The organism is Micromonospora sp. NPDC023633 (assembly GCF_040640035.1).
Lineage (GTDB): Bacteria > Actinomycetota > Actinomycetes > Mycobacteriales > Micromonosporaceae > Micromonospora.
Genome location: NZ_JBFABB010000099.1, coordinates 13,293 through 27,147, shown reverse-complemented (window position 1 = coordinate 27,147; position 13,855 = coordinate 13,293). Strand labels below are relative to the sequence as shown.

Below are 13,855 nucleotides of genomic sequence, written 5' to 3'. Positions count from 1 at the left end.
TCCTTAGCACCGCTACGGCCGCGATCAGCAGAACCGACCCCGCGTGGGCGGGGGCCCGCCGGGCGGCCCGGCCGGGCCGGCGTACGGCGGGCGGCGCCGGCGCGGTGCCGAGGCGTGGGGAGAGGGTGGCGGACAGTGTGGGCTCCGATGTGGTGCGGAATTCCGAACGGGACTTGACAGCGGTTTAGGTTAGGTTAACCTAACCCCGCTGTCCATGGTCATTCGCCCGACCCTGATCGAAAGACACTGCCATGCCGCATCCCGTGTCCGCCCGCCGCCTCTCCCGCCGGGGGCTGCTCGCCGCCGGTGGCGCCGCCACCCTGGCGGCCCTGCTCGCCGGCTGCGGCGGGGACGAGGACTCCGCCGCCCCCGCCGCCAACAGCTCCGGCGGGCCGTGGTCGTTCACCGACGACCGCAACGAGAAGGTGAGCGCCGACGCCCGCCCGACCCGGGTGGTCGCCTTCACGGGGGTCGCCGCCGCGCTGGTCGACTGCGGCCTGGACAAGCAGATCGTCGGGGTGTTCGGCGAGACGAAGCGCGCCGACGGCAGCAAGGACCCGCAGGCCGGCGACCTCGACGTGGAGTCCGTGGAGATCCTCGGCAACGTCTGGGGCGAGTTCAACCTGGAGAAGTACGCCGCTCTGCGGCCCGAGCTGCTCGTCACCCACATGTACGACCCGGGCGCCCTCTGGTACGTGCCGGACGAGAGCAAGAGCAAGATCCTTCCGCTCGCCCCCAGCGTCGTCGTCACCACCGCCCGGGTGCCGATGACCAAGCCGATCGAGCGGTACGCGCAGCTCGCCGAGTCCCTCGGCGCCGACCTCTCCGCGAAGAAGGTCACCGACGCCAAGGCCCGCTTCGAGGCCGCCGCCGAGTCGGTCCGCCAGGCAGTCAAGGCGAACCCGGGGATCAAGGTGATGGCCGCCTCCGGCAGCCCCGACCTGTTCTACGTCTCCAACCCGAAGGTCAGCACCGACCTGATGTACTTCGCCGAGCTGGGCGTCGACATCGTCGTCCCCACCAAGCTCGAGGCCGGCGACTACTTCGAGGCACTGAGCTGGGAGAACGCGGGCAAGTTCCCGGCCGACCTGATCCTGCTCGACAACCGGGACACGGCCCTGCAGCCGAAGGACATGGCTGCCAAGCCCACCTGGCAGCAGCTCCCCGCGGTCAAGGCCAACCAGATCACCCCGTGGAACGCGGTGCCCCGCTTCTCGTACGCCGGTGCCGCGCCGCTGCTGGAGAACCTGGCCACCGCCATCAAGGGCGCGAAGAAGGTGACCTCGTGACCACCGCCGTCGCCGTCCAGTACCGCCTCTTCGCCGCGCAGGTCGTCGGTGCCCGCCGCGTCGGCGCCTCCCTGGTCCGGGTCACCTTCGGCGGGCCGGAGCTGGTCGACTTCGCCGGCGGCGGCCGGGACCAGAGTGTGTCGCTGTTCCTGCCGCACCCCGGCCAGCCCGAGCCGGTGCTCCCCGTCGGGGCGGAGGAGGACTGGTTCGGCGCCTACCGGGCCATGGACCCCGACGTGCGCGCGGTGATGCGCTCGTACACCATCCGGGAGCAGCGCCCCGAGCTGGCCGAGGTGGACATCGACTTCGTCAGCCACGGCGACACCGGCCCCGCCTCCCGCTGGGCCCGGCACGCCCTGCCGGGCGACCGGGTGGTGCTGCTCGGCCCGGCCGTGCACGACAACCGCAGCGTCTGCTTCCGCCCGCCGGTCGGCACGGACTCCGTCCTGCTGGTGGCCGACGAGACCGGGCTGCCCGCCGCCGCCGGCATCCTGGCCTGGCTGCCGGCCGACACCCCGGTGCGGGCCTGGATCGAGGTCCCCGACGCGGGGGACATCCAGGAGCTGCCCACCGAGGCGCGGGCCGAGGTGCGCTGGATCGTGCGGGGCGGCACCGCCCCCGGCAGCACCCTGCTGGCCGACGCGGTGCGCGCCGCCCGGCTGCCGAGCGGCAGTCCGTACGCCTGGATCGCCGGCGAGTCCTCGATGGTGCGCTCGGTGCGCCGGCACCTCGTCGGCGAGCGCGGCCTGGACCGTCGCCACGTCACCTTCTCCGGCTACTGGCGCCGGGGCGCCTCCGAGGAGGACCTGCGCGCAGAGGCCGCCGTCAAGGCCGCCGTCTGACCGACGCCCCGCCGCGCGCCGGGTTCCACCTGCCGGGGGTGGGATCCGGCGCGCGGCGGCACGTCGTGCCGGTCAGAGCTCCCGGTTGTCAAACCCTGCCCGGACTCTTCTTCGTCTTCTCCATCCGGATGCACGTAGACATGGAACGCTTCTTCGTCTACCTGCACGACTTCGGCGCGCCAGTTGGATACCACCTGGCCACCCGCGCCCCGACTCGCATCCGCGGCCTGATCGTCCAGAGCGGCAACGCGCACGAGGACGGCCTCGGCGAGCAGTGGGACAGCGCCAGGGCCTACTGGGCCGACCCGACCGACGAGGTCCTCGCCTACCACCGCGCCCTCGAGCGCATGGACGCGCACATCTACGACGGGGGGCACCTCTTGGCGGAGACGCACGCGGCTGAGTGCGCCGAGCTCATGCGGGCGTTCGTGCGCGACAACGCGTGAGCCGATCCACCGCGTCACGGCTTCGAGTCAGATCTTGAGGACTGTGTCTGGCGAGGGATCGTCGATGAGGCCTGGCTGGCCGCCGGCGCGCGGCGGGCGGCTCAGCCGAGGCGGACCTGGGCCGGTCGTTCGGGCCGGGTGGCGCCGTCGAGCGCCGTGCCGACCGGGGCGGCGGGCCGGGCCGGCACGACGGGCGCGTCCCGGCCGGTGCCCCGCCGGCCGTCCCCGTCGTGGCTCGACTCCTCGTGGTAGTCCTGTTCCACGTTGACCGACCACACGTCGTGCCGGGTACCGCAGGCGATGTTCTCGGCGGTGAGCATCGCCGTCAGCATCGAGTGGTCCTGGTTGTTGTAGCGGTGCATGCCGTTGCGGCCCACCGGGTGCACGTTGGGCACCTCCCGCGCCAGCCAGTCCCGGATCACGTCCACGTTGCGCTGGTAGCGCTCGTCGTAGACCGGGTACGCCTTCGGCATGCGCACCACGTAGCCGGCCTCGACCACCCCCGGCCGGACCAGGCCGAGCCGCTCCAGCTCGGCGGTCGCGGCGGCGATCAGCTCGGCGTCCGGCGTACGCCAGGTCTCGTCGTCCTCGAACACGAAGTACTCCAGGCCGAGGCAGGTGCGGCCGTCCTTGACCAGGTGCGGTGACCAGGAGCCGAAGTTCTGGATCCGGCCGACCTTCACCGCCGGGTCGTGCACGTAGATCCAGTTGTCCGGGAACGAGAACTCCTCCGGCACCACCAGCGCGACCGTCAGGAAGTCCCGGTACCGCAGGTCGGCCGCGGCGGCCACCACCTCCGGCGGGGGCGCCGGGCGCAGCGCGGCGACCAGCTCGGAGATCGGCATCGACGACACGACGTGCGCGGCCGGTTCGGTGTGCTGCCCGCCGGCCCCGTTGACGGTCACGGCGACGGCCCGGTGGCGCTCCGGGTCCCGGTGCACGGCGGTCACCCAGGTGCCGGTGTCCACCCGGCCCCCGCGCCGGCGGACCTCCTCGGCGCAGCGTTCCCACATCATGCCCGGGCCGAGCTTCGGGTACTGGAACTCCTCGATCAGGCTGGTCACGTCCTTGCGGTTGCGCCTGGGCAGCACCGCGTTGCGCACCGCCTTGGCCAGCGACAGGTTCTTGATCCGCTGCGCGGCCCAGTCGGCCTGCAACCGGTCGGCCGGCATCCCCCAGACCTTCTCCGTGTACGTCTTGAAGAACATCGAGTACAGCCGCCAGCCGAAGCGGGCCGAGACCCAGCCCTCGAAGTGCGACTGGTCCTTCGGCGGGCGCAGCCGGGCCCGCGCGTACGAGCCCATGCAGAGCACGGCCTCCCGTACGCCGAGGTTGCGCAGGGCGTTCGTCGCGCTCAGCGGGTAGTCGAACAGGGCGCCCCGGTAGTAGATCCGGCTCATCCGGGGCCGCAGCAGGAAGTCCTCGTCGGGCAGGATCTCGTGCCAGAACTCCTCGACCCGGGTCACCTTCGTGAAGAACCGGTGCCCGCCGATGTCGAAGCGCCACCCGTCCCGCTCGACGGTGCGGCTGATCCCGCCCACCACCTCGTCGGCCTCGAACACCCGGACCGGGCTGTCCCGCCGGAGCAACTCGTACGCCGCGGTGAGGCCTGCCGGCCCAGCGCCGATGACCACCGTGCCGCGTTCTTCGCCCATGCCCGTCGCCCCCTGCTTCCGCCTCCCGGAGGCGGCCCGCTTACCCGGCACCGGCCCGAACTCACCCCTAATCCCCGTCCGCCCCGCGACGCCCCGGCTCCGGCGGACCGCGCGGGGGTGCGCCGCGGGGCGCTCGGCACCCGGTCCACCCCGGGTCGCGCCGACGTGTCAACGGGGCGAGAACGGGGATGTGGCACCGTTCGGGCGGCCGGATCGGGAGACGCGTGATGGACAGAGTGCGGGCCGTCTCGGACCGGCGCTGGCGCGCGGTGTCCGGCCGGCTGGCCGGGCGCGGGCACGACCTGCGGCGGGCGGCGTCGCGGGCCACCGGCCGGGTGCCGTCGCCGTGGCTGTTCGTCCTCGCCGTCTTCTTCGGTACGAAGATCGTGCTCAGCGCCCTCGGGGTGCTCGCGCTGAGCGCCTTCGACGACGTGCCCTGGGCGCCGCCGCCGGACGAGACGATGATGCGCGAGCAGCAGCGGGCGGTCTCCGGGCACCGCGCGCTCGCGCTCTGGTTCGCCTGGGACTCGTTCCTCTACGACCACCTGGCGCAGCAGCCGCTCGACGAGCCGTGGCGCGACTTCGGCTTTCCCCTGCTCTATCCGTTCCTGGCCCGTCCGCTGGCCCCGCTACTGGGTGGGGACACCGCCCTGGCGTTGCTGCTCGTCGCCAACGTCGCGTTCCTGCTGATGCTCTTCTACGCCCACCGGCTGGGCGAGCGGCTGCTCGGCGACGACGCCTCCGCCCGCCGGTTCGTCCGCTACCTGGTGCTGCTGCCGGCCGGGTTCCTGTTCCAGGCGGCGCTGACCGAGTCGCTGTTCCTCTGCCTCGCGCTCGCCGCCTTCCACCTGGCCGAGCGGCGGCGCTGGCTGCTCGTGGGCGTCGTCGGCTTCTTCCTGGCGATGAGCCGCTCGGTCGGGTTCCTCGTCGTGCTCCCGCTCGCCCTGGTGCTGCTGCGGCAGCACCGCTACCGGCTGGGCCCGCGCGCGTGGTGGACGTACGTCCGCCTCGGCTGGCCGCTGGCGCTGGTGCCCGCCGGCTGGCTGGCCTTCATGGCGTTCTGCCGGTGGCAGAGCGGCGACTGGTTCGCCTACAAGCACGCCCAGGAGACCGGCTGGGGCATCCGCGTGCAGAACCCGCTGGCGGTGCTCTGGCACGGCCTGACCGACACCCCGGCCCGCGACGCCCTGCGGGTGTGGGTCGCCGTGCTGGTGCTGGCGGTCCTCGTCGCGGGCGCCCGCCGGCTCGGGCTGCCCTACTTCGTGTACGGGCTGACCATGGTCCTGGTGCCGCTGTCGATGGGTCCGCCGGTGTACAAGAGCCTGCTGCGCTACCTGATCGCCGTCTTCCCGGTCGCCCTCGTGCTGGCCCGCTGGGCCCGCCACGCGGGCGTCGACGCCTGGCTGACCGCCGCCCTGGCCCTGCTCCAGGGCGCGCTCTTCGTCACCTGGCTCGCCTACTGGACCCACTTCATCATCTGACCGCGCGTGCCGGTGCCGGCGGTCGCGTCGTCGCGATGGTCGTCGTCACGTCCGCGCTCGGAGCCGCCGACCTGGTGTGGAAGCTCAGCCTCCACGCGGCGACGGCCGCGACGGCCCGCCCCCGCCGGCGGCTGCGGGCGGCCGGGAGTCGGCTGGCGCGGCGGATCCGGCCCCCCGGGGGCGGACCGGGGTGACCTCGGGGGCCGGCCCGGTGCTGTCCCGGCGCACCACCTCGGCGGGCAGCACCTCGACGCGGGGCGCCGCCGCCCCCGGGTCGAGCGCCAGCGACATGGCGCGGGCCCCCATGTCGACCAGGGGCAGCCGGACGGTGGTCAGCGCCGGGGTGACGTCCCGGGCGATCGGCATGTCGTCGAAGCCGATGACCGACACCTGCCGGGGCACCGCCACCGACCGGGAGCGCAACAGCGCCAGCGCGCCGATCGCCATCGAGTCGTTGAGCGCGACGATGGCGGTCAGCTCGGGGTCGGCGTCGAGCAGGGCGGCGGTGGCCGCGACGCCGCCGTCGCGGTCGAACTCGGCGTGCCGGACGCGGTGCTCGGGCAGGCTCAGCCCGTGCGCGGCGAGGGACTCCCGCAGGCCGGTGAGCCGGTCGGTGGTGGTGGTGAGCACCGCCGGCCCGGCCACCACCCCGATCGCCCGGTGACCGAGCTCGTACAGCTCCGCGCCGATCAACCGGCCGCCGGCGCGGTTGTCCGGCATCACCGCGTCGCCGGAGTGCTCGTGCCGGCCGATGACCGCGACCCGTCCGCCGGTCGCCTCGTACGCGGCGAGCTTCTCGTTGAGCAGGCGGGTGAAGGTGGCGTCGTGGTAGCCCGAGCCGGCCAGGATGATCGCGGCGACCTGCTGGCCGCGCAGCAGCTCGACGTACTCCAGCTCGCGGTCCGGGTCGCGGTAGCTGTTGCAGATCATCAGCAGCCGGCCCTGGTCGGTGGCGACCCGTTGCAGGCCCCGGGTGATCTCGGCGAAGTACGGGTCGGAGACGTCGTGCACGATGACGCCGACCGCCACGCGGTGCGAGCGGGCCAGCAGCTGGGCGTGCGCGTTGGGGACGTACTGCAGCTCGGCGACGGCGCGGAGCACGCGCTCGCGCAGCTCCTCGGTGACGGGCTTGCTGCTGCCGTTGATCACCCGGGAGGCGGTCGCGGGCGAGACCCCGGCCCGCCGGGCCACGTCGGACAGGGTCGCCACTGCCGCCCCCTCGGTCGTTTCTCGACGGCCGCGCCCCGGTGCCGGCCACCCGCCACCGTACCGCAGCGAAAGCCCTTGCCCGGCCCCGCGCGCCCGGCCGGCCCGGCGGGCGACGCCCGCTGCACAACGGGGCCGGGCAGCCCCTTGCCTGAGGAGGGAAGGGTTCCCTACGCTGCCCAGGAAAGCGCTTGCCTGACAATCCGCCGCCGGGGACCTCCGGGCGGCGGCGCAGGCGTGGAACAGGTCGCCGCCCGCCGCCGTCCCGGTCGGAGGCGCCCGCGGAGGGAAGGAACACCATGACCCGCAGGTCGATAGGCATCATCGTCAACGGCGTCACCGGCCGGATGGGCTACCGGCAGCACCTGGTGCGCTCCCTGCTCGCCATCCGCGAGCAGGGCGGCGTGCCCCTGGCCGACGGCACGTCGATCTGGCCCGAGCCCGTCCTGGTCGGGCGCAGCGAGACCAAGCTCCGCGAGATCGCCGAGCGGCACGGGCTGACCGACTGGACCACCGACCTGAGCGCGGCGCTGGCCCGCGACGACGTCGAGATCTACTTCGACGCCCAGGTCACCCAGCAGCGGGAGAAGGCGATCCGCCGGGCGCTGGAGGCCGGCAAGCACATCTACACCGAGAAGCCGCTGGCCGAGGACACCGAGGGCGCCCTCGACCTGGCCCGCGCGGCGCGCGCCGCCGGCGTGCGTACCGGGGTGGTGCAGGACAAGCTCTTCCTGCCCGGGCTGCGCAAGCTCAAGCGGCTCATCGACGGCGGCTTCTTCGGCCGGATCCTGTCGGTGCGCGGGGAGTTCGGCTACTGGGTCTTCGAGGGCGACTGGCAGCCGGCCCAGCGCCCCTCCTGGAACTACCGGAGCGAGGACGGCGGCGGCATCGTCGTGGACATGTTCCCGCACTGGCAGTACGTGCTGGAGGAGCTCTTCGGCCGGGTGCGCACGGTCTCCTGCCTCACCGCCACGCACGTGCCGCAGCGGGTCGACGAGGCGGGCCGCACCTACCCGGCGACGGCCGACGACGCCGCGTACGGCATCTTCGAGCTCGACGGCGGCGTGGTCGCGCAGCTCAACTCCTCGTGGTGCGTCCGGGTGCACCGCGACGAGCTGGTCGAGTTCCAGGTCGACGGCACCGAGGGCAGCGCCGTGGCGGGGCTGCGCAGCTGCCGGGTGCAGCACCGCGCGGTCACCCCGAAGCCGGTGTGGAACCCCGACCTGCCGGTCACCGAGCCCTTCCGGTCGCAGTGGACGGAGGTGCCGGACAACGAGGAGTTCGACAACGGCTTCAAGGTGCAGTGGGAGGCGTTCCTGCGGCACGTCGTCGCCAACGAGCCGTTCCCGTGGGACTTCCTGGCCGGCGCGCGCGGCGTGCAGCTCGCCGAGCTGGGCCTGCGGTCGGCGCGGGAGGGCGCCCGGCTGGACATCCCGGAGCTGGAGCTGTGAGCGCGAGGAGTGAGCCGGGTGTGCGAGCCCCGCAGTCGCGAACGGAGGGTGGGCCTGTGAGCGCGAGGAGTGAGCCGGGTCTGCGAGCCCCGCAGTCGCGAACGGAGGGTGGCGCTGTGAGCGCGGCCGAGGTGGTGCTACCCGGTGGGCGGCGGTACCGGCTGACCGGGGGCGCCGGCTTCCCGCGTCCCGTCGCTCCGCCGACCAGCCGGATCGCGTACGCCGCCGCGCACGTGGTCGCCGACCCGACGGCGGAGAACATCCCCGGCGCCCCGCCCGTGCTCGACTGGGACCGCACCCTGGCCTTCCGGCACCACCTGTGGTCGTACGGCTTCGGGGTGGCCGAGGCGATGGACACCGCGCAGCGCGGCATGGGCCTGGACTACCCGGCCACCCGCGAGCTGATCCGGCGCAGCGCCGCCGAGGCGGGTGCCGTGGGCGGGCGGATCGTCGCCGGGGTCGGCACGGACCAGCTCCCGCCCGGTCCGGCCACCCTGGCCGAGGTCGCCCGCGCCTACCGCGAGCAGCTCGACGACGTGCGGGCCGCCGGGGCCCGCCCGGTGCTGATGTGCAGCCGCCACCTGGCCGCCGCCGCCCGGAGCCCGGAGGACTACCTGCGGGTGTACGACGAACTGCTGAGCGCCGCCGACGAGCCGGTGGTGCTGCACTGGCTCGGCCCGATGTTCGATCCGGCGCTCGCGGGCTACTGGGGCTCGACCGACCTCGACGAGGCCGCCGACACCGTGGTCGAGCTGATCAAGGCCCACGACACCCGGGTGGACGGGATCAAGGTCTCCCTGCTTGACGCCGACCGGGAGGTGGCGCTGCGCCGCCGGCTGCCGGCCGGGGTGCGCCTCTACACCGGCGACGACTTCCACTACCCGGAGCTGATCCGGGGCGACGCGAGCGGCCACTCCGACGCGCTGCTCGGGGTGTTCGCCGCGATCGCGCCGGCCGCCGCCGCCGCGCTCGCCGCGCTGGACCGGGGGGAGCGGGAGGCGTACGACGCGATCTTCGCGCCGACCGTGCCCCTGGCCCGGCACATCTTCGCGGCCCCCACCTGGCACTACAAGACGGGCATCGTCTTCCTGGCCTGGCTGACCGGGCACCAGGACCACTTCACGATGGTCGGCGGGGCGCAGTCCGGCCGCTCGCCGGCGCACCTGGCGACCCTGCTCACCCTCGCCGACGCCGCCGGGCTGCTGCCCGACGCCGACCTGGCCGCCGCCCGCGCCCGGGCGCTGTTCACCGTGGCGGGGGTGCCCCAGTGAGCGCGAGGAGTGAGCCGGTCCTGCGAGCCCCGCAGTCGCGAACGGTGGTCGCCCGGTGAGCGCGAGGAGTGAGCCGGTCCTGCGAGCCCCGCAGTCGCGAACGGAGGTCGCCCGGTGAGCGCGAGGAGTGAGCCGGTCCTGCGAGCCCCGCAGTCGCGAACGGAGGTCGCCCGGTGAGCGGGGACGCGCTGCGGCGGTTCTCGTTCAACCAGGCCACGTCGCAGCACTGGCCGCTGCCCGAGGTGGTCGCCGGCTGCGTCGCCGCCGGCGTGCCGGGGATCGGGCTGTGGCGGGAGCCGGTCGCCGAGTACGGGCTGGCCCGCGCCGCGAAGCTGGTCCGCGACGCCGGCCTCGAGGTCACGTCCCTGTGCCGGGGCGGCTTCTTCACCGCCGACGGCTGGCGGGAGGAGAACCTGCGGGCCGTCGAGGAGGCCGCCACCCTCGGCACCTCGGTCCTGGTGCTGGTCTCCGGCGGTCTGCCGGTGGGCAGCCGGGACGTCGACGGCGCCCGCCACCAGGTCGCCGACGCCATCGCCGAGCTGGCCCCGTACGCCGCCGCGGCGGGGGTGACCCTGGCGATCGAGCCGCTGCACCCGATGTTCTGCGCCGACCGCTGCGTGGTGTCCACCCTCGGCCAGGCGCTCGACATCGCCGAGCGGTTCGACCCGGGCGTGGTCGGGGTCGTCGTCGACGCCTACCACGTGTGGTGGGACGACACGGTGTACGCGCAGATCGCCCGGGCGGGGGAGCGGATCGCCGCGTTCCAGGTGTGCGACTGGGTCACCCCGCTGCCCGGGGGGGTGCTGCTCGGCCGGGCGCTGCCCGGTGACGGCTGCATCGAGCTGCGCCGGCTGCGGGAGGCCGTCGACGCGGCCGGCTACACCGGGCCGGTCGAGGTGGAGGTCTTCTCGGCCGAGGTGTGGGCCCGGCCCGGCCGGGAGGTCCTGGACGCGTCGGTGGCGGGATACCTGCGCCACGTCGTCTGACGACGGTCCCGGCCGGTCGGCGGCCGGCCGGGATCCGGGCGAGGATGAGGGGGTGACCGACCGACGGGTGCACCTCGACGACCTCGGCGCGTGGCTGATCAAGGGCAACGCGGACCGGGTCGACCTGGCCGGCCGCTTCGCCCGCGATCCGCGGGTGACGGGCTGGTGCGTACGCCCCGGGTACCGGGTCCGGCTGATGCGCGCCGGTCAGCCGGTGGCCTTCTGGGCCAGCGGCAGCCGCGGCCGGCTCGCGTACGGCGTCTGGGGCGTGGGGCTGGTGGCCGCCGCCGCGGTACCGGGCGAGCCGGGCGCGGCCTGGACGGTGCCGTTGGACCTGACGGTCCTCGACGAGGCGCACCGGGTGCCCCGGGAGCTCTTCCGGGCCGATGCCCGGCTGGCCGGCGCGGAGGTGCTCCGGCAGCCGCAGGGGGCCAACCCGTCCTTCCTCACGGTGGCCGAGTTCGCCGCGCTGCGGGAGCACCTGCCGCCGGGCCCCGCCGTCTTCACCTGACCCGTCCGGCTCTCTATGATCGGTGAAAACTGTCGCCGGAGAGCCGGTCGACGGCCGGCAAAAACCTACGGGCGCGACCGGCGCGCCGGGAAAGGGTGGGCATGGCGCTGTCCGCGACCGTCCTCGCCGAGCTGCGCGGCATCGTCGGCCCGTCGCACGTGCACGACGCGGCCGGCGACCTCGTGGCGTACGCCCGGGACGCCACGCCCCTCTTCTCGCACCGCCCGGACGCGGTGGTCTTTCCGGCGGACACCGCCGAGGTCGCCGCGGTGCTGGCGCTCGCCACCCGGCACGGGGTGCCCGTGGTGCCCCGCGGCGCGGGCTCCAACCTGTGCGCCGCGACCGTGCCGCTGCGCGGCGGGATCGTGCTGGTGCTGACCCGGCTCGCGGCGATCCTGGAGATCAGCGCGGACGAGCTGCTCGCCCGGGTGCAACCGGGCGTGACCAGCGCCGCCCTCGCCGACGCGGCCGCCGCGCGGGGCCTGCTCTGGGCGCCCGACCCGGGCAGCCGGACCGTCGCCACGGTCGGCGGCACGATCGCCACCTGCGCGGGCGGGCTGCGCGGCCTGAAGTACGGCGTGACCCGCAACTACGTGCTGGGCCTGGAGGCGGTGCTGCCCACCGGCGAGGTCATCCGCACCGGCGGGCGCCTGTGGAAGGACGTCGCCGGCTACGACCTGACCCGGCTGCTCACCGGGTCCGAGGGCACGCTCGCCGTGATCACCGAGGCGACCGTGGCGCTGCTGCCCGCCCCGGCGTCGACGAACACCGGGGTCGCGTACTTCCCGACGCTGGCCGACGCGGGGGAGGCGGTCGCCCGGGTGATCCGGGCCGGGGTGGTGCCGGCGACGCTGGAGTTCCTCGACCGGGCCTGCATCGGGGCCGTGGAGGACTTCGCCCACCTGGGGCTGCGCGTCGACGCGGGCGCCCTGCTGCTCTTCGGCGACGACGGCCCGCCGGACCTGGTCGCCACCCACCTGGAGCGGATTGGCACGGCCTGCGTCGAGGCCGGCGCGGTGGAGGTCACCACGGCCCGCGAGGTCGCCCAGGCCGAGGCGCTGCTGGCCGCCCGGCGGTGCGCGCTGCCGGCGCTGTCCCGCCGGGGCGGGGTGACCATCCTGGAGGACGCGACCGTGCCCCGGCCGCGGATCGCCGAGATGGTCGACCGGATCGACGCCATCGCCGCCCGGCACGACGTCGCCATCGCCACCTTCGGCCACGCCGGTGACGGCAACCTGCACCCCACCTGCGTGCTCGACTCGGCCGAGGACCACGAGGCGGTACGCCGGGCCGAGGCGGCCTTCGCCGACGTCTTCGCCGCCGCCATCGACCTCGGCGGCACGATCACCGGCGAGCACGGGGTGGGGGCGGCGAAACTGCCGTTCCTCGCCGCCCGGCTCGGCGACGACCAGCTCGCCCTGTTGCGCCGCATCAAGACCGCCTTCGACCCGGCGGGCATCCTCAACCCCGGAAAGCTCGGATCGTGACCGGCGACGTGTTCGACCCGGAGCAGCTGTCCCGCTGCATCTCCTGCGGGTTCTGCCTACCGGCCTGCCCCACGTACGCGATGACCGGCGACGAGGCGTCCTCGCCGCGCGGGCGGATCACGCTGATGCGGGCGTTGCAGGACGGCACCCTGCCCCCCGACGACGCCACCCTCGCCGAGCAGTCCTCGTTCTGCCTGGGCTGCCGCGCCTGCGAGCCGGTCTGTCCGGCCGGGGTGGAGTACGGGAGCCTGCTGGAGCAGTGGCGGGTGCACCAGTGGCGGGGCTGGCGGCGGCCGCTGGTGGCCCGGGCGCTGATGGTGCTGGTCGAGCAGCGGTGGCTGCTGCGGCTGTCCGGTCTCCTCCGCCGCGCCGCCCGCGGCCGGGCCGCCACCCCGCCCCAGGCCGGGCCGGCCCCGGCACCCGCCCCGCAGGCCGCCCCCGGGTCCGCCGCCCCCGACGCGCCGGGCGCGCAGCTCATGCTGGGCTGTGTCGAGCGGGGTCTCTTCCCGGCGGTCAGCCGGGCGGCGCACGCGCTCGCGCCCGAGCTGGCCGCCCCCACCGCCCAGGGCTGCTGCGGCGCGCTGCACGCGCACAACGGTGACCTGGCCGGCGGCGAGCGGCTGGCGGAGCGGCTCGGCGAGGACCTGCCCGGCACCATCGTCACCACCTCCGGCGGCTGCGCCGCGCACCTCGCCTCCGTGCTCGGCCGGGACCGCGTGCGCGAGCTGTCCACCTGGCTCGCCGACCGGCCCGCCGGGGCCGAGCTGCGGGTGGGCGGCCGGCGCGCCCGGGTCGCCCTCCAGGACTCCTGTCACCTGCGCAACGGCCTCGGCGTCTTCGCCGAGCCCCGGGCGCTGCTGCGCCAGGTCGCCGACCACGTGGAGCTGCCCTCGGCGGCCACCTGCTGCGGCGCCGCCGGCACGTACTCGCTGCTGCGGCCGAAGGAGTCGCGCCGGATCCTGGACGCGAAGCTCGACGAGATCGAGGCGGCGGGGGTGGACCTGGTGGTGGCGGTCAACCCGGGCTGCCTGCGGCAGCTGCGCACGGGGCTGCGCCGGCGCCGGTCGGCCGTCCGGGCCGTGCACCTCGCCGAGCTGCTCACCCGCGTCGAGGCACCGTAGCGACGCCCCGACAGCGACGGGGGACGGAGCCCCCCGGCGAAGGACCGGTGAGGGCAACGGCCCGGGCCCTGCGAGGGGCCCGGGCCGTCCGCTGCCTGGCGGCTACTTC

The 13,855-nt window shown here is 74.8% G+C and carries 12 protein-coding genes; 10 read left to right on the top strand and 2 right to left on the bottom strand.

Annotated elements, in window-relative coordinates:
• Positions 1 to 251: 251 nt before the first annotated feature.
• From AB0G13_RS25825 to AB0G13_RS25815, 3 genes are all read left to right on the top strand, one after another.
• The gene (locus AB0G13_RS25825; RefSeq protein WP_357879164.1) at positions 252 to 1,289 is read left to right on the top strand and encodes an ABC transporter substrate-binding protein; all 1,038 of its coding nucleotides are present in this window, start codon (positions 252 to 254) and stop codon (positions 1,287 to 1,289) included.
• Positions 1,286 to 2,131: a siderophore-interacting protein gene (locus AB0G13_RS25820; RefSeq protein WP_357879161.1), complete on the top strand. Its 846-nt coding sequence runs from the start codon at positions 1,286 to 1,288 to the stop codon at positions 2,129 to 2,131. Before AB0G13_RS25825 ends, AB0G13_RS25820 begins: the two co-directional genes overlap by 4 nt.
• A 128-nt stretch (positions 2,132 to 2,259) precedes the next feature.
• Entirely contained in the window at positions 2,260 to 2,577 is a 318-nt protein-coding gene (locus tag AB0G13_RS25815; RefSeq protein ID WP_357879158.1) for a hypothetical protein, read from the top strand.
• 101 nt (positions 2,578 to 2,678) lie between these two features.
• Here the strand turns inward: AB0G13_RS25815 and AB0G13_RS25810 are convergent, their stop codons facing one another.
• Complete coding sequence (locus AB0G13_RS25810) at positions 2,679 to 4,232, bottom strand: NAD(P)/FAD-dependent oxidoreductase (RefSeq protein WP_357879154.1); 1,554 nt, start codon at positions 4,230 to 4,232, stop codon at positions 2,679 to 2,681.
• Between the two features lie 227 nt (positions 4,233 to 4,459).
• Between AB0G13_RS25810 and AB0G13_RS25805 the strand changes: the two genes are divergently transcribed.
• Positions 4,460 to 5,713 carry a hypothetical protein gene (locus AB0G13_RS25805; RefSeq protein WP_357879151.1) on the top strand — a complete coding sequence of 418 codons (1,254 nt, stop codon included), beginning with the start codon at positions 4,460 to 4,462 and terminating at the stop codon, positions 5,711 to 5,713.
• An 84-nt stretch (positions 5,714 to 5,797) separates the two neighbouring features.
• Here AB0G13_RS25805 and AB0G13_RS25800 read toward each other — a convergent pair whose 3' ends face one another.
• Complete coding sequence (locus tag AB0G13_RS25800; protein WP_357879148.1) at positions 5,798 to 6,922, bottom strand: LacI family DNA-binding transcriptional regulator; 1,125 nt, start codon at positions 6,920 to 6,922, stop codon at positions 5,798 to 5,800.
• A 296-nt stretch (positions 6,923 to 7,218) separates the two neighbouring features.
• Here AB0G13_RS25800 and AB0G13_RS25795 point away from each other — a divergent pair, with 296 nt between their 5' ends.
• From AB0G13_RS25795 to AB0G13_RS25770, 6 genes are all read left to right on the top strand, one after another.
• Positions 7,219 to 8,370: a Gfo/Idh/MocA family oxidoreductase gene (locus tag AB0G13_RS25795; protein ID WP_357879146.1), complete on the top strand. Its 1,152-nt coding sequence runs from the start codon at positions 7,219 to 7,221 to the stop codon at positions 8,368 to 8,370.
• Between the two features lie 116 nt (positions 8,371 to 8,486).
• Positions 8,487 to 9,641 carry a dihydrodipicolinate synthase family protein gene (locus AB0G13_RS25790; protein ID WP_357879143.1) on the top strand — a complete coding sequence of 385 codons (1,155 nt, stop codon included), beginning with the start codon at positions 8,487 to 8,489 and terminating at the stop codon, positions 9,639 to 9,641.
• Between the two features lie 173 nt (positions 9,642 to 9,814).
• Positions 9,815 to 10,627, top strand: coding sequence for a sugar phosphate isomerase/epimerase (locus AB0G13_RS25785; RefSeq protein WP_357879140.1), 813 nt, complete (start codon positions 9,815 to 9,817; stop codon positions 10,625 to 10,627).
• Positions 10,628 to 10,679: 52 nt separating this feature from the next.
• A complete protein-coding gene (locus AB0G13_RS25780) occupies positions 10,680 to 11,138 on the top strand; it encodes a hypothetical protein (protein WP_357879136.1) in 459 nt (152 codons plus the stop codon).
• Positions 11,139 to 11,239: 101 nt separating this feature from the next.
• A complete protein-coding gene (locus tag AB0G13_RS25775; protein ID WP_357879133.1) occupies positions 11,240 to 12,625 on the top strand; it encodes an FAD-linked oxidase C-terminal domain-containing protein in 1,386 nt (461 codons plus the stop codon).
• Positions 12,622 to 13,746, top strand: coding sequence for a (Fe-S)-binding protein (locus tag AB0G13_RS25770; protein ID WP_357879130.1), 1,125 nt, complete (start codon positions 12,622 to 12,624; stop codon positions 13,744 to 13,746). Before AB0G13_RS25775 ends, AB0G13_RS25770 begins: the two co-directional genes overlap by 4 nt.
• Positions 13,747 to 13,855 lie beyond the last annotated feature (109 nt).

What these genes read in the sequence shown, in the direction of transcription:
- AB0G13_RS25825 (WP_357879164.1), top strand. Translation starts at nt 252, where the DNA reads ATGCCGCATCCCGTGTCCGCCCGCCGCCTCTCCCGCCGGGGGCTGCTC.
- AB0G13_RS25815 (WP_357879158.1), top strand. Translation starts at nt 2,260, where the DNA reads ATGCACGTAGACATGGAACGCTTCTTCGTCTACCTGCACGACTTCGGC.
- AB0G13_RS25810 (WP_357879154.1), bottom strand. Translation starts at nt 4,232, where the DNA reads ATGGGCGAAGAACGCGGCACGGTGGTCATCGGCGCTGGGCCGGCAGGC.
- AB0G13_RS25805 (WP_357879151.1), top strand. Translation starts at nt 4,460, where the DNA reads ATGGACAGAGTGCGGGCCGTCTCGGACCGGCGCTGGCGCGCGGTGTCC.
- AB0G13_RS25795 (WP_357879146.1), top strand. Translation starts at nt 7,219, where the DNA reads ATGACCCGCAGGTCGATAGGCATCATCGTCAACGGCGTCACCGGCCGG.
- AB0G13_RS25775 (WP_357879133.1), top strand. Translation starts at nt 11,240, where the DNA reads ATGGCGCTGTCCGCGACCGTCCTCGCCGAGCTGCGCGGCATCGTCGGC.